Origin of the sequence: Winogradskyella aurantiaca, assembly GCF_003362725.1 — a bacterium.
GTDB classification, from domain to species: domain Bacteria; phylum Bacteroidota; class Bacteroidia; order Flavobacteriales; family Flavobacteriaceae; genus Winogradskyella_A; species Winogradskyella_A aurantiaca.
Genome location: NZ_QKTV01000003.1, coordinates 37,901 through 57,067, shown reverse-complemented (window position 1 = coordinate 57,067; position 19,167 = coordinate 37,901). Strand labels below are relative to the sequence as shown.

Annotated in this window: 18 protein-coding genes; 10 read left to right on the top strand and 8 right to left on the bottom strand. The window is 37.0% G+C overall.

Going from position 1 to position 19,167, the window contains the following annotated elements; translation table 11 throughout:
* Positions 1 to 61 precede the first annotated feature (61 nt).
* Genes DN064_RS06295 through DN064_RS06285 form a run of 3 tightly spaced genes read left to right on the top strand, consistent with a single transcriptional unit; the run spans position 62 to position 3,144 of the window.
* On the top strand, positions 62 to 895 hold the full coding sequence (locus DN064_RS06295; RefSeq protein ID WP_198659416.1) for a helix-turn-helix domain-containing protein: 834 nt from the start codon (positions 62 to 64) through the stop codon (positions 893 to 895).
* 36 nt (positions 896 to 931) lie between these two features.
* The gene (locus DN064_RS06290; RefSeq protein WP_115461791.1) at positions 932 to 2,038 is read left to right on the top strand and encodes an MBL fold metallo-hydrolase; all 1,107 of its coding nucleotides are present in this window, start codon (positions 932 to 934) and stop codon (positions 2,036 to 2,038) included.
* Positions 2,039 to 2,088: 50 nt separating this feature from the next.
* Entirely contained in the window at positions 2,089 to 3,144 is a 1,056-nt protein-coding gene (locus DN064_RS06285; protein WP_115461790.1) for an NAD(P)-dependent alcohol dehydrogenase, read from the top strand.
* A 1-nt stretch (position 3,145) separates the two neighbouring features.
* Here the strand turns inward: DN064_RS06285 and DN064_RS06280 are convergent, their stop codons facing one another.
* Positions 3,146 to 3,736 (bottom strand): arylesterase, encoded by a 591-nt coding sequence (locus DN064_RS06280; RefSeq protein ID WP_232827412.1) that lies wholly within the window; start codon positions 3,734 to 3,736, stop codon positions 3,146 to 3,148.
* Between the two features lie 154 nt (positions 3,737 to 3,890).
* Between DN064_RS06280 and DN064_RS06275 the strand changes: the two genes are divergently transcribed.
* The 3 genes from DN064_RS06275 to DN064_RS06265 are packed head-to-tail and all read left to right on the top strand — an operon-like array spanning position 3,891 to position 8,613.
* Positions 3,891 to 4,580 (top strand): ABC transporter ATP-binding protein, encoded by a 690-nt coding sequence (locus DN064_RS06275; protein ID WP_115461788.1) that lies wholly within the window; start codon positions 3,891 to 3,893, stop codon positions 4,578 to 4,580.
* Positions 4,581 to 4,621: 41 nt separating this feature from the next.
* Positions 4,622 to 7,117 carry an ABC transporter permease gene (locus DN064_RS06270; RefSeq protein WP_115462060.1) on the top strand — a complete coding sequence of 832 codons (2,496 nt, stop codon included), beginning with the start codon at positions 4,622 to 4,624 and terminating at the stop codon, positions 7,115 to 7,117.
* Positions 7,118 to 7,164: 47 nt separating this feature from the next.
* Complete coding sequence (locus DN064_RS06265) at positions 7,165 to 8,613, top strand: MltF family protein (protein WP_115461787.1); 1,449 nt, start codon at positions 7,165 to 7,167, stop codon at positions 8,611 to 8,613.
* Positions 8,614 to 8,615: 2 nt separating this feature from the next.
* On the opposite strand, the gene DN064_RS14160 is transcribed toward DN064_RS06265, so the two are convergent.
* Together DN064_RS14160 and DN064_RS06255 are read right to left on the bottom strand one after the other, a co-directional pair.
* Positions 8,616 to 8,780, bottom strand: coding sequence for a hypothetical protein (locus DN064_RS14160; RefSeq protein ID WP_157962255.1), 165 nt, complete (start codon positions 8,778 to 8,780; stop codon positions 8,616 to 8,618).
* A gap of 478 nt (positions 8,781 to 9,258) precedes the next feature.
* Positions 9,259 to 9,555, bottom strand: coding sequence for a hypothetical protein (locus DN064_RS06255; RefSeq protein ID WP_157962254.1), 297 nt, complete (start codon positions 9,553 to 9,555; stop codon positions 9,259 to 9,261).
* A gap of 78 nt (positions 9,556 to 9,633) precedes the next feature.
* Between DN064_RS06255 and DN064_RS06250 the strand changes: the two genes are divergently transcribed.
* The 3 genes from DN064_RS06250 to DN064_RS06240 all read left to right on the top strand — a co-directional run bounded on the left by DN064_RS06250 (position 9,634) and on the right by DN064_RS06240 (position 11,935).
* Positions 9,634 to 10,230, top strand: a complete 597-nt coding sequence (locus tag DN064_RS06250) for a fasciclin domain-containing protein (protein ID WP_115461784.1) — start codon at positions 9,634 to 9,636, stop codon at positions 10,228 to 10,230.
* Between the two features lie 147 nt (positions 10,231 to 10,377).
* On the top strand, positions 10,378 to 11,034 hold the full coding sequence (locus tag DN064_RS06245; protein ID WP_115461783.1) for a hypothetical protein: 657 nt from the start codon (positions 10,378 to 10,380) through the stop codon (positions 11,032 to 11,034).
* Positions 11,035 to 11,092: 58 nt separating this feature from the next.
* Positions 11,093 to 11,935 (top strand): dienelactone hydrolase family protein, encoded by an 843-nt coding sequence (locus DN064_RS06240; protein WP_115461782.1) that lies wholly within the window; start codon positions 11,093 to 11,095, stop codon positions 11,933 to 11,935.
* A 33-nt stretch (positions 11,936 to 11,968) separates the two neighbouring features.
* Here DN064_RS06240 and DN064_RS06235 read toward each other — a convergent pair whose 3' ends face one another.
* The 4 genes from DN064_RS06235 to DN064_RS06220 all read right to left on the bottom strand — a co-directional run bounded on the left by DN064_RS06235 (position 11,969) and on the right by DN064_RS06220 (position 15,635).
* Entirely contained in the window at positions 11,969 to 12,997 is a 1,029-nt protein-coding gene (locus DN064_RS06235) for a serine hydrolase domain-containing protein (protein WP_115461781.1), read from the bottom strand.
* A gap of 6 nt (positions 12,998 to 13,003) precedes the next feature.
* Positions 13,004 to 13,723, bottom strand: coding sequence for a DUF6090 family protein (locus tag DN064_RS06230; RefSeq protein WP_115461780.1), 720 nt, complete (start codon positions 13,721 to 13,723; stop codon positions 13,004 to 13,006).
* 177 nt (positions 13,724 to 13,900) lie between these two features.
* Positions 13,901 to 15,013, bottom strand: a complete 1,113-nt coding sequence (locus tag DN064_RS06225; protein WP_115461779.1) for an acyltransferase family protein — start codon at positions 15,011 to 15,013, stop codon at positions 13,901 to 13,903.
* Positions 15,014 to 15,038: 25 nt separating this feature from the next.
* Positions 15,039 to 15,635 (bottom strand): ankyrin repeat domain-containing protein, encoded by a 597-nt coding sequence (locus DN064_RS06220; protein ID WP_115461778.1) that lies wholly within the window; start codon positions 15,633 to 15,635, stop codon positions 15,039 to 15,041.
* Between the two features lie 242 nt (positions 15,636 to 15,877).
* On the opposite strand from DN064_RS06220, the gene DN064_RS06215 reads away from it, so the two are divergent.
* Positions 15,878 to 17,938, top strand: a complete 2,061-nt coding sequence (locus tag DN064_RS06215) for a helix-turn-helix domain-containing protein (protein WP_115461777.1) — start codon at positions 15,878 to 15,880, stop codon at positions 17,936 to 17,938.
* Positions 17,939 to 17,950: 12 nt separating this feature from the next.
* Here the strand turns inward: DN064_RS06215 and DN064_RS06210 are convergent, their stop codons facing one another.
* On the bottom strand, positions 17,951 to 19,057 hold the full coding sequence (locus DN064_RS06210) for an adenylate/guanylate cyclase domain-containing protein (protein ID WP_115461776.1): 1,107 nt from the start codon (positions 19,055 to 19,057) through the stop codon (positions 17,951 to 17,953).
* Positions 19,058 to 19,167 lie beyond the last annotated feature (110 nt).

Here is a 19,167-nt window from a genome sequence, read left to right as displayed (position 1 = left end):
TCAAGTATAGTCTATTTCACAGATTCATCAATTACTCGGTTTAAAACGACCAAAACATCCATTGGTTTCACTGGTGTTTTTAAAGGATTTACCAGATGCAATTAATTTCGATGGAGCACGATTTTACTCTGAGCTTTATATGATCTCCGTAAAAGATGGTATAGAAGGTTCTTTTAATTATGGACGCAATTCCTATGATTACTCAGATGGAACCATGGTTTTTACAAAACCTAATCAGATCCTTTATGGCAAAGATGAAAACCACTCCAATAATTCAAATAGTTGGATGTTGCTGTTTCACCCTGACTTGATAAGAAGATCAGACCTGGGAAACCAGATGGCCAACTACAATTTCTTTGATTATGAGGTAAATGAAGCGCTTCATCTATCAGATGAAGAGCAAGCTAATATTTTTGAATTGGCACTGAAAATAAAACGTGAGTACGAACAAAATATTGATCAACACAGTCAAAAGTTAATCATTTCTAATATTGAATTAATCTTGAATTACTGCACCAGGTATTATGATCGTCAGTTTTATGTAAGAACTAATTTGAATCAGGATCATGTAGCAGATTTTCAAGGATTATTGAAAGATTACTTTAATTCAAATAAGCCTTCAGAACAGGGAATTCCATCTGTTAAATACTGCGGCGAAGCATTGAACATGTCACCCAATTATCTAAGCGATCTCTTAAAGAAAGAAACAGGTAAATCAGCAAAGGATCATATTAACATGTTTGTTGTTAATAGAGCCAAAAACCAATTGTTAGGAACCACTGAAGCCATTAGTGAAATAGCCTATGAGCTTGGATTTGAATATCCTCAGCACTTTAGCAAACTGTTTAAAAAACAAACAGGGATGACGCCTGTCCAGTACCGAAACCAGAATTAGCAATAATTGAATTTAGTAATTAAAATATTGAAGCGCATGTTATACATTGTGATAGCAATTGTTCTAGTCATTGTTGGGGGATATATGATCTTTGTACGTGTAAATCCGGCCTTTGGAGGGGATGTTACCAAAGACCTGAAAAAGATGTATTCCGTCCAATCAAAACAACACAAAGACAATAAATTTGAGAACATTGATGGGGTAGACGATGACATTTCTTTTAGCAAAGTATTAGAAATCATGCGAATGATGCTTTTCGAGAAAAACCCTAAGGCTAAACCTGACAAGAAACTCCCGGTTCTTGAGGCGGACTCATCCAGTTTAGCTAATTATGCTGGGCCCACCAGACTCATGTGGTTTGGTCACTCTACTTTTCTACTTCAAATGTCTGGCAAACAAATTTTAATAGATCCCATGTTAACAGATATGCCTGCGCCTATATCACGAGATGCACAACGTCGTTACAATGAAGAATTACCTATTGAAATAGAACAATTACCGCGTATTGATGCCGTATTAATTTCTCACGATCATTATGATCATTTGGATTATAAGTCCATAAAGCGATTGAAAGATAAGGTTGGTCACTTTTATGTACCTCTGGGTGTAGGAGTCCATCTTAAAGCCTGGGATGTGCCAGAAACTTCAATAACGGAGTTGGACTGGTGGGAAGAGCAAGAGTTTGAAGATCTTAAATTTATAGCAACTCCTGCCCAGCATTTTTCGGGGCGTAAAATTGATAATAGAAACAGCACACTTTGGGCCTCCTGGGTAATTCAATCTGAGAAGGATAATATTTTCTTTAGTGGCGACAGTGGCTACAATTCTCATTTTAAAACTATCGGGGAGGCTTATGGCCCTTTTGATTTTGCTATGATTGAATGTGGTCAGTACAATCAAATGTGGTCCAAAATCCACATGATGCCTGAAGAAACTGTTTTAGCAGGGGTGGATTTAAAGGCCAAAAAAATAATGCCCATTCATTGGGGTGCCTTCACCTTGGCACTGCATTCTTGGGATGACTCGGTAAAAAGAGTATTGATAAAGGCAAACGAGTTGCATATGCCCATTACCGTGCCAAGAATTGGTGATTTTATAATGGTTAAAGATGCATCTTTGTTTACAGATCAATGGTGGCAGTAGCCTATTTTTCTTATCTTTAGGAAGAACGCTAATTAATCAATCACAATTTCATGGAAACAATTACTGTTAAGGCTTATGGCACAGAGGCTGCCGATGCCGATCTTAAGCAACTCCAAATTGACCGCAGAACAGTTTTACCGAAAGATATTGAAATTGATATTTTATTCTGTGGAGTGTGCCATTCCGATTTACACTTTGCTCGTAATGACTGGGGTATGACACAATACCCGGTGGTACCTGGGCATGAAATCGTTGGAAGAATTACCAAGATTGGTTCAGATGTTACCAAACATAAGGTGGGTGATTTAGTAGCTGTTGGATGCCTTGTAGATTCCTGCCGCAGTTGCGATAATTGTAAGAACGACGAAGAACAATATTGCCATTCCTGGGTTGGTACTTATGGTGGTTTCGATGAACATCTTCAAACCAATACACATGGGGGCTACTCTGAAACCATTGTGGTAGATGAGCATTTCGTGCTTTCTGTTCCTGAAAATCTTGATTTAGCCGGTATCGCACCCGTTTTATGCGCTGGAATTACCACTTGGTCTCCTTTAAGACATTGGAATGTCAATGAGAATAGCAAAGTGGCTGTTGTTGGATTAGGAGGTTTAGGTCATATGGCTATAAAACTCGCTCATGCACTCGGAGCTCATGTCAGTTTGTTTTCAAGATCTACGAATAAGATAGCCGATGCAAAAGCCCTTGGCGCTGATGACGTTATTATATCAACGGATTCAGCTCAAATGGAAGAGGCAATGGGGAAATTTGATCTTATACTGGATACTGTACCTTATGAGCATGATTTTAACCCGTATATAGCAACATTAAAAACGAATGGGACCATTGTCGTTCTTGGATATTTAGGACCAGTAACTACACCATTGGTAACAGTGCCTATGATTATGAGTCGCACTTCTATGGCAGGTTCTTTGATTGGTGGAATAGCTGAAACACAAGAGCTTTTGGATTTTTGTGGAAAACATAACATTACCTCAGATGTGGAGGTGATTGACATGCAGAATATCAATGAAGCATATGAGCGTATGCTCAAGAGTGATGTCAAGTACCGTTTTGTAATTGACATGAAATCCTTAAAGACCTAAACTAAAGAAGTGGTTGTAGCACTTGCCAGACGTTATCGGCTACTATCTTATGACCCGCAATTGTAGGATGAATGCCATCGGCCTGATTTAATTCTTTTATGCCGCCAACACCGTTTAAAATAAATGGAATAAAAGGAAACTCATAGTTTGCGGCAAGGTCTGAAAAGATGGTTCTAAATTCACTTATATAATCTTGTCCCATGTTAGGTGGTAATTCCATACCTGCTAAAACAATAATTATGTTGGCGTCCTTTGCTTGAACGGCTTTTATGATGTTTTCCAGATTAGAACGGGTTTCGCTCAAAGGAATTCCTCTTAAACCATCGTTGGCACCAAGTTCTAATAGAAAAATGTCGATGTCTTGATTTAAAATCCAGTTGATTCGACTGAGCCCACCTGCGCTGGTTTCGCCACTTAATCCAGAATTAACGACTTGATAATCCAATTGTAATGAATCTATTTTAGACTGAATTACAGCAGGATAGGCATCGTTAATGTCATCCAAACCATACCCTGCCGTGATACTATCACCAAAGCACAGAATGGTCTTTGTATCTGAAACTTCGGCTTCAATAACCTTTGTTTCATCCATTTCCTCAGTAGATTGGTTATTTTTATTGCTGTTAGCGCAGGACACTAATAAACTTAGGATTAGAATATAACAAAACTTTAAGCTTTTTGCTGTTACAAATATTGACCTTTGGTCGTGATGTAGCTGATTCATATATGGATAATAAAAAAATTGTATGCCAAAGATATTAAAGATAACAGGGTTGGAGAAAACCTATACTAGTGGTTCTAAAGAACTAACGGTATTGCATAATGTGTCGTTTGAAGTTGAAAAGGGTCAAACGTTTTCCATTATTGGACCATCTGGAAGTGGAAAAACGACCTTATTAGGATTATGTGCAGGTTTAGATCAACCAAATAATGGTTCGGTAGAATTATGTGGCTATGACCTTAATACCCTAAATGAAGACGAACGAGCACAACTGCGAAATAATAAGGTGGGTTTTATTTTTCAAAATTTTCAATTACTTCCCACACTTACGGCACTTGAAAATGTAAGTGTACCACTAGAGTTACAAGGCTCAAAAAATGCACAAAAAAAGGCTTCAGAATTGTTGCATAAAGTAGGATTAGGCGATCGAATGGACCACTATCCGTCTCAACTTTCTGGCGGGGAGCAGCAGCGAGTAGCGCTTGCAAGAGCATTTTCTAATGATCCTGAAATTCTCTTCGCTGACGAACCAACTGGAAACCTTGATGAAGAGACTGGAGAAAAAGTAATTCAGTTACTATTCCAACTTAACAAAGATGCAGGAACAACCTTGGTAATTATTTCACATGATTTGGATTTGGCCAATAGAACCCAACAAATTCTTAGATTAAAAGGCGGACAGATTATTGCTAACCAACCAACAGAAGTTCTTTAATGATTACGGCTAGAAAAACACCTTTTAGTTGGATGTTAAAAATGGCTTGGAGAGATGCAAAAGCCAGTAAAGGACGTTTGTTTTTATTTATGGCATCCATCATACTTGGAATAGGTGCCGTGGTATCTATTCAACTCTTCAGTACTAATTTAAAGAACAACATCCAGCTTCAGTCCAAAGCTCTTATGGGAGCTGATTATATTATTGATACTCGCCAGGAGCCCAACGAAAGATCCATGGCCATCATTGATTCTCTAGGCCCTGATGCTTTTGAGATCAATTTTGTTTCGATGATAGCCTTTCCAAAACAAAATGGGACACGTTTAGTTCAAGTACGAGGACTGGAAGGAGATTTTCCGTTTTACGGAAGTATAGATACCCAGCCAGAAGTTGCTGCATCTTCCTTTCAAGATAATGGTGGGGCTTTAGTAGATGCCACCCTTATGTTGCAATACGGTGTGCAACCAGGCGATTCCATCAAAGTAGGTGAGGTGGTTCTTCCTATTTCCGGGGCCTTAAAATCAGTTCCTGGAAGTACGGCAGTGTCAACTTCAGTGGCACCACCGGTTATTATCCCCTATAAATATGTGGAAGACACCCAATTGATTCAGTTTGGAAGCCGCAAAGAATACCAATACTTTTTTAAAGTAGCAGATTCTGTTAATATTGATCAATTTGAAAGAAAAATAGAACCTATTCTCGAATCTGAAAACCTCGATATCGATACCCATACCAGCACAAGTAGACGCTTGGGTAGGCGTTATGACAATGTCGGTAAGTTTTTAAATCTGGTCGCCTTTATAGCCTTGCTTTTAGGTTGTATTGGGATTGCCAGTTCTGTCCATATTTATATAAAGGAAAAATTAAGGTCCATCGCTGTTTTAAAGTGTATGGGCGCTACTCGAAGACAGAGTTTTTTAATCTTTTTAATTCAAATAGCCGGCATTGGGTTTGTTGGTGGGATTATTGGAACTGTGTTAGGTGTTTTTCTTCAAGAGCTCTTTCCTTATATCCTAAAGGACTTTTTACCTTTTGATGTTACTATTAGTATAGAGGCTCAACCCATAGTCATGGGATTGATTCTAGGCCTTTGTATTTCCATTTTGTTTGCGCTTCTTCCTTTAATGCGCACCTGGTATGTGTCACCGTTAGAAGTACTGAGAGTAGGAGCGGAATCCAAACAACAAATTTCGAAGGCGAGATCGCTAATTATCATTATTATTCTAGGCTTTCTATTTTCATTTTCTTATTGGTTATTGCGGAGTGTTACTTACTCATTAGCATTTGTTGGTGGGGTGGTATTGACTTTTGGAGTTTTATCTGGTATTGCCTATTTAAGCATGAAAATGATCAAACGGTATTTCCCAAGGTCCTGGGGTTTCACCTCACGTCAGAGCTTATTAAATCTGTTTAGACCCAACAATCAAACCTTGGTGTTAGTTATTGCCATAGGACTTGGATCATTCCTAATTAGTACACTTTATTTTACCAAAGACATACTATTAGTTAATACAGACATTAGTCAAACAGAGCAAGATGCTAATATCATATTGCTGGATGTTCAGAGTCAGCAACGTGAAAAAGTGGTGCAAACCTTTCAGGAAAAAGGGCTTCCCGTTATAGACAACGTGCCCATTGTCACCATGCGAATGCACAAAATCAAAAACCAATTGGTTAATGAATTACGAACAGACACAACAAGGCAAGTTCGTGGTTGGATTTTAAACCATGAATTTAGAACCACTTATCGAGATGAACTGGTAGAATCAGAAACATTGCAAAAAGGGGAATGGATCCCAGAGTTAAGGACTGGAGAACATGTTAAGATTTCTATATCAGATAATATTGCCAATGATGCTAAGGTAACTGTCGGTGATACAATTGTTTTTAATGTACAAGGAGTATTAATGGAAACAACAGTTGGCAGTATACGTCAAGTGGATTGGAGCCGCGTACAGCTTAACTTCTCCATTGTATTTCCAAAGGGCGTATTAGAACAAGCACCGCAGTTTTCTGTTCTGAGTACCAATGCAGCCAATGAACAGGAATCGGCCGATCTGCAGAGGGAGTTGGTCGCTAAATATCCAAATATTTCAATACTCGATTTAAGACAAGTATTAAATATTGTTGAGGATATTCTTAACAAGGTCTCTTGGATTATCAATTTTATGGCCTTTTTTAGTATTCTAACAGGTATTATCGTTTTAATTGGATCGGTGCGTAATAGCAAATATCAGCGCATTAAGGAGTCTGTGCTTTTAAGAACTATAGGTGCTAAGAACCAGCAGATATTAAAAATATCCGCGTTGGAATATTTGTTTTTAGGTCTGATTGGAACAATGGTGGGTATATTATTAGCCTTATTTAGTAGTCTAATGTTAGCCCTATTTGTATTTCAAGAACCGTTTGTTCCTTCGTCCATTCCCTTTACGGTGTTCTTACCTGGAATTACACTAATAGTTATGCTAATTGGGCTTTCCAACATACAGGGCGTTCTAAGAAGTTCTCCCTTGGAGGTCTTGCGTCGTGAAGTCTAATCAATTAGAGCAGTATAAAATCCTAATGTGTATATTTGGGTATATACATGGCCCTGTTGAAGCGTATTTTATTAGGATTATTAGTTGTTTTTCTTTTTCAATGTAAGGAATCCAATACCCAGAAAACCTATAAGGATCCTTATGATAATCCTATAGTAGCCAATTCCAGCAATCGAGATTTAGAGGACATAAAGAAAGATGGAGTGCTTAGAGCCCTAGTGGTTTATAGTAGTACCAGCTACTTCTTGTACAAAGGCCAGCCTATGGGATTTGAATATGAATTACTGAAGCGATTGGCAGAAGATCTTGATCTGCAATTAGAATTAGTGATTTCCTCAAATTTGGATTCTGAATTTGAAGTTCTTAACAATGGCGATGTTGACCTGATTGCACATGGTATGACCATCACAAATCAACGGAAATGGGAAGTGGATTTTACAGAACATTTGTATTTAACGAGGCAGGTTCTGGTTCAGAAAAAACCGGATAACTACAGGAGCATGTCATGGAGTAAGATCCAAAAAGCCCTTATTCAGGATCCTATTGAGTTAATGGGTGATACGGTTTCCATTAGAAAAAATTCGTCTTATTACGAGCGCCTGGTAAGTTTATCAAATGAAATTGGAGATACTATATACATCAATTACTTGGATAGTGATATTACCACAGATGAGATTATAGACAAGGTAGCTGATGGCACTGTTAAATACACTATTGCCGATGAAAATTTAGCCAAAATCAATTCAGCGTACAGGCCTATTCTTAATGTTGATGTCCCAATATCATTAAACCAGCGGATAGCCTGGGTAACGCGAAAAAAATCCAAAGAATTTAGGGAGGTTCTTAATCAATGGATTATTGATCAAAGAAAAACTACTGAATACAATGTTATTTACAACAAATACTTCAAGAATAAACGGTCCTTCCAACGTAGGCGAAATAGTGAGTACTATAGCATAAAAAACAATCAAATAAGTAAGTATGATGCACTTATTAAGCAATATGCTGCTACCATTGGTGTTGACTGGAGGTTAGTAGCTGCCCAGATCTATCAGGAGTCTAAATTCGATAGGTATGCGACCTCATGGGCGGGTGCTGCTGGATTGATGCAAATGATGCCCACGACACTTAAAGCCATGAAGGTTACTGATCCCACAGACCCTGAACAGAGTATAAGAGCAGGAGTCAACTATTATAGAATCAACCATAAACAGTTTTTGAATGTACCCGATTCAATGGAACGTGTTAAACTAACTCTCGCGGCATATAACTGCGGCTCAGGTCATGTTCAGGATGCTCAAAAATTAGCAGAAGTTCGTGGTTTAGACCCTAATATTTGGCAAGGTAATGTTGAACAAATGCTACTGGATTTGCGCTACCCGAAGAATTATAAACTTGATTTTATTAAACATGGTTATGTTCGCGGGACAGAACCTGTTAACTATGTTAATCAAATTTTAGTTCGCTATGAACATTACAAGGTCTTTATAGAATAGCTCTATAATGTAATCTGTGCATGTTTTTGAATAAAAAGGCGGTAATCGCTTTTTAATGATTTTAATACATGGAAAGAGGGTGTTCTTTCTACATATTCAAATAATTCATCTTTAATCAGAAGGTTCATGCCAACTTCAAAATCGGCCAATGTTCTGCGTAGTTCCATAACTAACTTGGTCTAGGTTGTTAAGTAAATAAGGGTTGTAGGTTTGGGGCCTAACAGTTTAAAAGTAGGTAAATTATTTGAAATAATTACAGCTATAAACCTGCTTAAAAACTAAGCGTTTGAAAACAAAACGATTAGCTTAAAATTATTTTTATAAGTTGAAAAACGGCTACTGTGATAAGAAGTAGACCGGTAAACTGATTTATACGGTTTTGAACCCCGGAAAGTCTTGACTTTAAATAAACACTGCTTTTACCATAGGCTAATAGGGTAAATGCTTTCCCTGAAAACACCCCTAATATAAAAGAAATTAAAAGCCAGTAGGCACTATTGACGCTTATAGAAATCATCTGCTTGTTTAGAAAGGACAATACAAATATCCAATAGATTAGAACAGGCGGGTTTAAGAGCGCTGTTGAAAAACCTAGCACAGGTTTAGAAATGTTAAATTTTATTTTTTTTCTTGTCAGCTGACTTTTTATTGAGGAAAAGTATTCCGCCAATTAACAACATTATAAATGGTATAAACAGGTAGATACGAATTGTTTTGAATAAAGTCCTTTAAAGGCATGCTTCTATATAGCGCAACAACCACTAGAATAACTTCACCAAATGCGGCCGGATAGAGGATCTTCTTAGCTTCGGTGATTGTAGTCTTTAAGGTTGTATTGATAACAACAACATTTGTAGCTCCAAGTGGTATTGCTCCAATAATACTTGACCCTAAACCTAGAAAAAAGTAAAAAAACATACCTGTTGTAAAACTTATGAGCATTAGTACGGATTAATAGATTTATCATTACAGTTTAGTTAAAGGATATGCGTAATTTTATCACATATTAAACTTGATAACATGAAAATTACCGCTTATTTTATTGCAGGGATACTGCTTTTAGGCACCCTGGGTTGCAAAGATGGAGAACAGGCCCAAACCACTGAGTCATTACAATCTAAGGTTATAGAAGATAAGAGTAAAGATACATCTGAAATCAATCAAGAGGGACCAAAAAACCTTTTTGAAATAATTAATGAAGATGAAACTTTCAGCACGTTAATCACTGCTGTTGCTGCTGCTGATCTTACAAATGTTTTAACTGGCAAAGGACCTTTTACTGTATTCGCACCAACTAATGCTGCCTTTTCAAAGATTCCTAATACTACTTTAAACTCTTTGTTACAACCAGCTGGAAAGGTTGCTCTATCAGGAATTTTAACGTATCATATCGTTCCTGGGAAGTTGGATTCATCCCAGCTGATTGAGTCTATTAATTCAAATGATGGCCGTTATAATATTGCTACCGTTCAAGGAGAAGTTTTAAGCTTTAGCCTAATGGAAGGAAATGTGTTTATTACAGACATAACAGGGGCAAGTTCTCTCGTTATAACACCAGATATGGCGGCAACCAATGGTATGGTTCATGCCATTGATGCAGTGGTGATGCCTGAGTAGACTAAAAGCAACAAAATAATTTTATAAGTAAGGGTAATGATTATTATTTAAAAATAAAGTTTGAGTTTATTTTTTTTGTAGTTATGACGCAACCAATTGCACAAAAAAACATCTTAAAAACAACTAAATCATTTAATTAAATTACTTATGAAAAATTTTTTAATCATTTTAACCCTATTAACTTTATTTAATTGTTCCGATAATGATGATATTGATTTAACCCTTTATAATGAGAAATTAACAGTTCTGGAAAATTTAAATAACGGTGTTCCTGTTTCAGATGTGGTAGCCTCTGTAAATGAAGAGGATTTAATCGGACTTGAATTTGGTGGAGGACATATTTATTATGTTAATCAGATGAGGGGTACAGTTATGATTGCCGCTAATTATTCAGACTTAGGGCCAATATCGTGGGGTGACCATTTCGATTTTACTAATAGTCAACTTATTGGTGATGGAAAACAAAATACCTTAGATATTGTATTAGGTAACGCAAATGATAACAGCAATGTGCCGAATGGTTTAGAATTTGGAAGCGATAATTATGTATTTAAAATAGTCACAGACCTTGACTACCGCAACTTTAACGATTGGTTTGTGCCAAGTAAAAATTCGGCAGAAGCAATTTTTAATAATTTACATGCTCACAGTCTTGGTGATTTTGATACTAGTATTTTTTATTGGACATCATCTAAGGTAGAATATCAACCCTTCGTTATAAGTTTTAATGAAGTTTTTGACGGTGAAGCTTTTTTAGGTTCTTGCTTTGATACAAATAGTGTGATTATTGTTAGGGAAATGTAAGCATTACTAATTTTCTATTCAGTCTGGTATTTTTTTATTTTTGTTTAAAACTATCAAAATGAAGCATTTTAAATTGTTGTTTTTGACCTTGACAGTAGTTATGTTTTCGTCATGTAAGAAGACAAATAATGAGTCACTTGATTCAAGTAAAGAAATGTTGGTGTCTCCTAAAGAGGTAAAGATTAAAGGCGAGGAGATTACCTACACTGCTGACTCCATTTCAATGAAAGGGTACATTGCTTTCAATGAAAACCAAAAAGGAAAACGTCCGGGAATAATCGTTATTCACGAATGGTGGGGGCATAATGATTATGTTCGTGAGCGTGCAGACCAACTTGCAGAAATTGGTTATACAGCCATTGCCATTGACATGTACGGTGATGGTAAACAAGCAGAACATCCTGATGATGCTGGGAAGTTTGCGATGAGTGTTTTTTCCAATCTGCCTGAGGCAACAGCGCGTTTTAATGCGGCATTAGAACTTTTAAAACAGCAAGAATCCGTTGATCCTGAAAAAATAGCCGCCATTGGTTATTGTTTTGGCGGTTCTGTTGCTTTAACCATGGCCAATTCTGGTGCAGATTTGGATGCTGTTGCCGCCTTTCATTCAGGAGTGCAACTTCCGGTTATGCCCGGTTCAGATTTAAAAGCAAGAGTTTTGGTTTGCAATGGGGCCGATGATCCGTTTGTATCTCCTGAATCCGTTACAGCTTTTAAGGAAGCCATGGATGCCACTGGGAAGCCATATGAGTACATTGCATATCCTGGTGCTGTACATTCATTTACAAGTAAAGCTGCAGATGCCAATGGGGAGAAATTCGGATTACCCTTAAAGTATAATGCTGAGGCTGATGCCAAATCCTGGGAAAGTATGAAGTCCTTATTTGCAGAAGTTTTTTAATCCAATAATAATAGAATGAATTGCTTTTGGAATTTAGGATCTGTTTTTTAAGATTTTAAGTATCCTTCCATTTAATATTTCAGACAGATTCCACAAAAGAAGGTCATTGTCAGTGGTGTTGTTGAACAGTATGACTACGGTGTCAATATCTGCATGGTATTCCGCAAAACTTTGATACCCTAGAACCCAGCCCGAATGGTTAAACTCATATATGGATGCATAAATTTCCTGTTCGTCGTCTTCAAATATGGAACCATCATTTAATGCTCTTAAAAAGATACCAACGTCTTCTGCTGTAGCAAGCATACCTTGATCATTTGCCTTCAAGTTAGGCTGGTATCCTTTGTGGTATCCGCCCATGACATCATCAAGATTTACATCATTAACAGAAGCATAAGTATTCTTTAAATTGAGCGGGTTTAAAATATTTTCCCTAAAAAATCCGAAGGTGTTCTTTCCTGTTGTTTTTTCTATAAGCTTTCCTAGTAACAAATAGTTGGTGTTGCAGTAAGCATAGTCTTCATCTGGTTTGAATAGAGGTGGAACATCTTTGATAAGATCAAGCGCTTCTTCATAATTAGTCGAAGGTCTGGTCCAATAGTCGGGTGTATCCGTATAATTTGGAATACCGCTTCGATGGCCAATCAACATTCGTAAAGTTATTTCGTCAGCATAAGCAATCTGATCAACCAATTCCGGAAAATAGTCTGCAACAGTTCCATCTAGCGATAATTGCCCACGGCCAACTAATTTGGTAATAGAAACGGCGTCGTACAACTTATTAATACTGGCAATTTTAAATAAGGAATGCGGATCTGCCGGTAGTTTTTCATCGCGATCTTTCCAACCAGCAGCATAAAACTCAGGGGGGTTGCCACCTTGATCCACATAAACAATCATCCCGTCAAGACCATAATTTATGCCTTCATCCAAAACTTCCTGAATCGAATCGGGTAGGGGCATTATCCAAGCCCTCACTAATAACCAGGGAACAAAGAATAAAGAGACAATAGTACCACCAAACAATAAAAATCGAATAATAAAAAGCTTCGTAATTTTCATTTTGTTTTATTCTGCTTGTTTACGCTCTAATTCTCTATTAATTAGCCCAACAATATCGTTTATCTTATTTATTGCTGTATTGTACATAGAATCCTTAGTCTTTGTTAGATACATCGCCGTTGTCACGGCATTTTGCATCTCAATTGTATACAATTCCTTAGGCTTCACTGGTTCAAAAGTGCTGATGTTGATCAAACCTCTCATCTCAGGCCCCAAGTTTGTCGTAATGGTTTCCCAATGCTTTTCCTCTAATCTATTTGTGGAATTATAAATCATTTCCAACTTCTGTAGTTGAGATGGAATGGTGTCGTTGTTCAATAGTTTTATATCTCCACTAATCAAAAGTGTTTCGTAGATATGCGCTGTTTTATGAAAGTTGATATCAATAGCTAAAGCTGCAATAGCAGGGGCAAGGGCATCTTGTTGCTCATAATCTTTTGTAACTATGATATCATTTGCAAAATCGTAAACATGATAAAAATAATCGTTCATGCCTTTTACCTGTTCCAACTCTACTTTATCATCTTCTAACTGTTGTTTGATGTTTCTATAGATTTTGGTTTCTTCCTTGGATAGTTGCTTCTCGGTCCGCCAAATATTGATTTGTAACGCAATTAGGATCCCAATAACAACCAGTAGAATTTCACCGACGGCATATCTAAAATATTTTACAGTATTAGATCCTCCCACTAGTTTATATCGAATCTTACGGAATACCTTGGCCATGGCTCATTGATTAAAATCACTTGTTTAATTATCTAATTTCAATATAGGACTTTACATCGATCTCAGCATCCAAAAAATTCAATTATCAAAAATCATCAACACAATTTAAAAACCTGATAATTGATATTTCTACTTGATAACTTAACTATAATAGATCAATAACAGAATTTACCATGTCTATAAACTTTGGTGATTAATTACATCAATTTGCTTATTAACTAATGGTGGTTCAGTTCTGGCATTTGATTTTAATCCAAATAATGGCCTCAAAAAACTTACAGGCCTTATAATAAAGTAATAGCTTAAATAACTGCCCACAAAGGTTATTATAGTCAATAAGATAAATTTTAAATTAGCATTTATGTCTAGTGGTACAATAACCAAGGATCCCACATAAATATAAATCATATGAACAATGTAAATCGGGTAGGCCCCCTCACTTAAAAGTGACAAAGTTCTGCTTGGCTTATTCAAGTATTTATATCCAAAACCGAAGATGGCGAATATCCATAGTGCGGACTCTATACTTAAATAGACATTAGTGCCTTCCAATCCAAAGTAAAACACACGTCCCAGGTACATGGAAGCTGCATTACATAAAAACAACCATCTCCACTTCAAAACCATTGGCCAGAACGACTCACCTGAGTGTACAAACAGGAATCCAAAAAAGAATGCTATAAGTCCCAATACAAAACCATGAGCTGTCATTGCATACATGGTATACATTTCTGGACTAATTATCAGGGCCTCACTAATGGTAAAGGCCATCACTATAACTATGCTCAAAGGATGTGAGAATAAGCGCTTGACAATGCTTTTGAATTGGCTCTCTTTGTATTTTTTTAATAAGAAGAATACTGGGCTCAAGACCAAAACATATAAAAATATGTTCTTAAGAAACCATAGGTGCCCTTCAAATGGCTCGTAAACCACATCCTGGCTGTAATATTGTTGCCAAATCAGCACATGAATGGGAACAATCACAACTGCACCAAAAATCAAAGGAATTAATATGCGCTGTGTTCGCTCTATCAATAGTTGTTTCCAACTACGTCGTCTGATGGCGAAACAGACCCCCATTCCTGATACAAAAAACAACAGCGGAATACGCCATACATTGAGCATAGCCATTGGTGTCCAGATATCTACGAGACTCACATCATTCTGAATGAATCCAATAAAAACACCCCAGGGTTGAAACACAATGGCCACGTGATAAATGAGTAACAACCCAATGGTAATAACTCGTAGCCAATCTATATCGTATCGTCTTGTTGCAGTTGTCATGATTGTAAAATTTAAAATGTTTTAATTATTGTAGCAAAGCCTCAATAACAGGTCTTGTGGTTTCAATGCGCTCATAGTCAAGTTTTAAACCAAAAGGTCCAAGATTTTTAGCCATTTGGTCATATATAGGTTTTACATTCTCAAATGGACCTTGTACCGTTTGTATCGGTGTAGATCCAAAATTATTAGTAAGGGTCTTGTCCGCATTATTAGCAACTAAGGATTCTACAATCTCTGTTCTACAAAAGAACGCCGCTATATGTAATGGCGTAGAGCCTTCATTATTTTTAATACTAAGGTCTGCACCACCTTCAATTAAGGCTAGAGCTATATCAGTACGTCCAAAGGTGGCTGCTGTGTGTAAAGGTGCAGATCCGTAAGGGTCTTTAATGTTGAGATCAGAACCAGCAGCAATGTGTTGCTTTACAGCTTCCAGATTCCCAAAGAATACGGCTGTTGGTAAATCGGTGTCTGGTGCTGCAATTGTTTCTTTTGTTTCAGTAGCTACTTCAGCTACATTGTCGATGTTTTTCTCTTTGTTGTTACAAGAGAAAAGATTCAAGACTAAAGCTATCATAAGAATGCTTTGAATTCCTTTTGAAAAATTGATTTTAGTTGTCATGTTTTTTGTTTTTAATTGAACAATAATTTGATGTTGTAAAATTCCATTAAAGGACGATGCAAGAGCTATTAGGATTCAGGAATCCGATGTAAGCCTAGTAAAATCATCTATAAATTATGATGCATCACTATAAATTTTGACGCATCATGCTCAAGGCGGCTTAAAATTGCCTTTAAAACCCGACTTAATTAGCTACAGCTTTCTTAACGGCATTGTTGTATATTTCGCTAAGCAATTGACTCATGACAGAACCCTCAGAAAAGGATCTTGAATTTCTAACCAGACTCAAAGACATCTTAACTTCAAATTTGTCTAATGAGGACTTTGGCGTATCTGAGTTAGCAGATGCCGTCAATATGAGTAGAAGTAATCTTCTTAGACGGGTAAAGAAAGCAGCAGGGGTTTCAGTAAGTCAGTTCATTAGAGATTTTAGGCTGAGTAAGGCATTTATCATGCTTCAGGAATCGGATGTTACGGTTTCTGAAGTCTCTTATGCTGTAGGCTTTGGAAGCACCTCATATTTTACCAAGTGCTTTCGTGAATTGTATGGCTTTCCACCAGGCGAGGCCGCTCAGTATGCTAAAAATCATGAAGAGATTGTAAGGCGACGCAGCTCAATTAAGAAGTATACGTTTGCCGGCCTTTTAGTTTTGGCAGTAGCGGCCCTCATCTACGCAGGTATAACCTATTTTCAGGGTACTCCTGAATCTGGACTCACTTATGGTAAGTCAATAGCCGTTTTACCCTTTGTGAACAACAGTAATGATGTGGGCAACACCTATTTTGTAAATGGTTTAATGGAATCTGTTCTTAACGATCTTCAAAAGATAGAAGAGTTAAAAGTGGTGAGCCGGACTTCTGTTGAACAGTATAGAAACAATCCTAAGTCTATGACTGCCATAGGCGATGAGCTTAGAGTCACTTATCTCGTTGAAGGCAGTGGTCAAAAGGTAGGAGATCAGATAGTTCTAAATGTTCAATTAATTCACGCAGCTATGGATATACCAATCTGGTCTGAAGAATTTAGACGAGATGCCAGTGATGTCTTTGAGCTGCAGAAAGAGATTTCAAAGATTATAACCCAGTTCATAGAGGTCATGGTAACTCCAGAAGAGGAAGAACGTATTAATAAGCGCTATACCAATAATTTGATAGCTTATGATTATTTTTTGCAAGGGTTTGAGGCTTTGAACAACTCTAAGACTCAAGTAGATTTGGAAGTTTCCGTAGAAATTTTCGCTAAGGCCATAAAAGAAGATAGCGCCTATTCAAGAGCTTATGCGGCAATCGCGATGGCCTACTACTATATGGATGTGTTTCAAGCGAATAAGACGCATTTGGATGATCTCAACTACTTCGCCGATCAGGCGTTGCTTTATGATGATGAATTGGCTCAGGGTCTCATTGCCAAATCCTTGTATTACAGAACCAAAGGCGACTGTGAAAGAGCCATACCTTACCTTGAAAAGGCTTTGGTCTACAATCCAAATTCAGGGCTAGCCTTAAATTTTATGTCAGATATCTACGCCTTATGCCTTCCAGATACTGAAAAATACCTGATACATGCCTTAAAGGGGTTGGAGATAAATACTATAGCTAGTGATTCGGCTACTACCAGTATCAATTACATGCATGTTAGTAATGCGCTTGTTCAAAATGGATTTGTTGAGGAAGCAGAACACTTCATCAAGATTTCGAAAAAATTCGATCCCAGTAACATCTTTGCGGACTATTTGGAGGCTTATATTCTTTATGCTAGAGACCAAGATCTACAAGCTACTCGTGAACGTTTGGAAAAGACTTTAGCCAGAGATACTACGAGGCTTGATGTCTTGCAAGAAGTAGCTAAAGTATGTTACTATCAACGTGACTGGAAAAGTAGTTATGCTTACTTCCGATCATTTGTAGATGCAAGAGACCGTCTAAATCTTGCTATATTCAAGAACATTGATGGCGAGATAGCTTATGTTTTTGATAAGGTTGGTAAAACAAAGGAATCAAAGAAATTCATGGTGTCCTACAGGGAGTTTATTGATGTTAACCCCAACTTCTCAAAAGATTTGGATATGGCTATGTACCAATCCTATATTGGAGAAACCGAAAAAGCCATGCAACTGTTTGAAACCTATTCTAAAGACCCAAGAGTTAATTACTGGAGTCTGTTGTTTTTAGATTCAGAACCTTTACTGGATAACATCAGAGAAACTGAAGATTTTAAGGCTTTATTTCAAAGTATGACCTCTAGTTTCTGGGAGCGTCATGAGGCTCTTGAAAAAACTCTTGGGATTATTGAGTTGTACTAAAATGGATAAAGATTAGATATTTGGTTTAAGGGTAAAAAGATCAATGGATTTCTTTTTTCCTCTAAGTAGGGTTGTTCCAACAAAATCTGTAACATAGTTTTGCTTGTCTCTAATATCTTCAACAATCTGCTTAGAAACTATCAAGTCCGTCTTGTATTTATTGCATAAGCCTTGCATTCTAGCAGTAGTATTTAGTACATCTCCTGTAAAAAAGATTTCCTTTTTAAGTGCGCCTATTTCACCAGTGGTAACCTTGCCTAAGTGGATGGCTCCTTTAAAGTCGGGAAACAAGTTAAAATGGTCCAAATACCAGTTCTGTTTGGCAATTAATGCCTTTTTCATTTCAAAGAAACACCCTATGGCTTGTTCAATTGCTTCAAAACGTGCCAAATCCCAGGAGATTACAATTTCATCGCCTATATACTGATATACCTCTCCGTATGAATTGATTATGGCTATTGAAAGGTCATTGTAATAATGTCTTAAAAACTCAAAGTATAGTTCATGGCCCATGGTTTCGGCAATAGTTGTAGAGTTTTTCATATCCGTAAACATAAAAATTCGCTCTTCTTCAATCGGCTTGTGATATTTACCGGTAAAAAAATTCAAAAAAACAGATTGCCCAAGGTTGTCTTCAATTTCTGAATAAATAAGCGATGTAAAGAGTGAAAAGGCAATTTGAACGAAAGTACTAATGTTGGTTATGCTAAAAAGAAATATGAGATAGCGATTGAAGACCGCAGTACTAAACACCGATTGTTTCATTTCAATACTCGCAGCCAGCATATAAAAGATAAATATGATGCAGAAAAAGAACATGCCATAAATAAGTACCTTTCCTATGATCTTTTGAATAAACGTCCACTTTACAAAGAACTTATTGATAAATGACACTTCTACAAAACCTACAAAACATCCAATAAAAAATATACTTATGCTGGCAAATACTACTATCCTGGGCGAAATTGTAATTGCCGATTGCAGTCCTGATTGGGGTTCCATAATGGAGATAACGGCATATTCAACAAATAAAAACAACAAGCCATTGACCAACCAGATTATTCCGAAGGGTAGGATTGAGGTTAGCTTACGACGTAACATGGGTCTTAGGGTACTCATACAAAGTTTAATGTCTTCACTGCGTCTAAATTTAACGCAATTTTAGTAATTCAATGCAGCTGTGATCTTCATAATACATAGCATTAATTTGTAATTTGACCAATCTTAAA

Excerpts from the sequence above, each read along its gene's own strand:
- DN064_RS06220 (WP_115461778.1), bottom strand. The coding sequence starts at position 15,635 with ATGACAACTAAAATCAATTTTTCAAAAGGAATTCAAAGCATTCTTATG.
- DN064_RS06285 (WP_115461790.1), top strand. The coding sequence starts at position 2,089 with ATGGAAACAATTACTGTTAAGGCTTATGGCACAGAGGCTGCCGATGCC.
- DN064_RS06215 (WP_115461777.1), top strand. The coding sequence starts at position 15,878 with ATGACAGAACCCTCAGAAAAGGATCTTGAATTTCTAACCAGACTCAAA.
- DN064_RS06240 (WP_115461782.1), top strand. The coding sequence starts at position 11,093 with ATGAAGCATTTTAAATTGTTGTTTTTGACCTTGACAGTAGTTATGTTT.
- DN064_RS06235 (WP_115461781.1), bottom strand. The coding sequence starts at position 12,997 with ATGAAAATTACGAAGCTTTTTATTATTCGATTTTTATTGTTTGGTGGT.
- DN064_RS06270 (WP_115462060.1), top strand. The coding sequence starts at position 4,622 with ATGGCTTGGAGAGATGCAAAAGCCAGTAAAGGACGTTTGTTTTTATTT.
- DN064_RS06255 (WP_157962254.1), bottom strand. The coding sequence starts at position 9,555 with ATGCTCATAAGTTTTACAACAGGTATGTTTTTTTACTTTTTTCTAGGT.
- DN064_RS06280 (WP_232827412.1), bottom strand. The coding sequence starts at position 3,736 with ATGGATGAAACAAAGGTTATTGAAGCCGAAGTTTCAGATACAAAGACC.
- DN064_RS06290 (WP_115461791.1), top strand. The coding sequence starts at position 932 with ATGTTATACATTGTGATAGCAATTGTTCTAGTCATTGTTGGGGGATAT.
- DN064_RS14160 (WP_157962255.1), bottom strand. The coding sequence starts at position 8,780 with ATGGAACTACGCAGAACATTGGCCGATTTTGAAGTTGGCATGAACCTT.
- DN064_RS06225 (WP_115461779.1), bottom strand. The coding sequence starts at position 15,013 with ATGACAACTGCAACAAGACGATACGATATAGATTGGCTACGAGTTATT.
- DN064_RS06210 (WP_115461776.1), bottom strand. The coding sequence starts at position 19,057 with ATGAGTACCCTAAGACCCATGTTACGTCGTAAGCTAACCTCAATCCTA.
- DN064_RS06265 (WP_115461787.1), top strand. The coding sequence starts at position 7,165 with ATGGCCCTGTTGAAGCGTATTTTATTAGGATTATTAGTTGTTTTTCTT.
- DN064_RS06250 (WP_115461784.1), top strand. The coding sequence starts at position 9,634 with ATGAAAATTACCGCTTATTTTATTGCAGGGATACTGCTTTTAGGCACC.
- DN064_RS06230 (WP_115461780.1), bottom strand. The coding sequence starts at position 13,723 with ATGGCCAAGGTATTCCGTAAGATTCGATATAAACTAGTGGGAGGATCT.
- DN064_RS06275 (WP_115461788.1), top strand. The coding sequence starts at position 3,891 with ATGCCAAAGATATTAAAGATAACAGGGTTGGAGAAAACCTATACTAGT.
- DN064_RS06245 (WP_115461783.1), top strand. The coding sequence starts at position 10,378 with ATGAAAAATTTTTTAATCATTTTAACCCTATTAACTTTATTTAATTGT.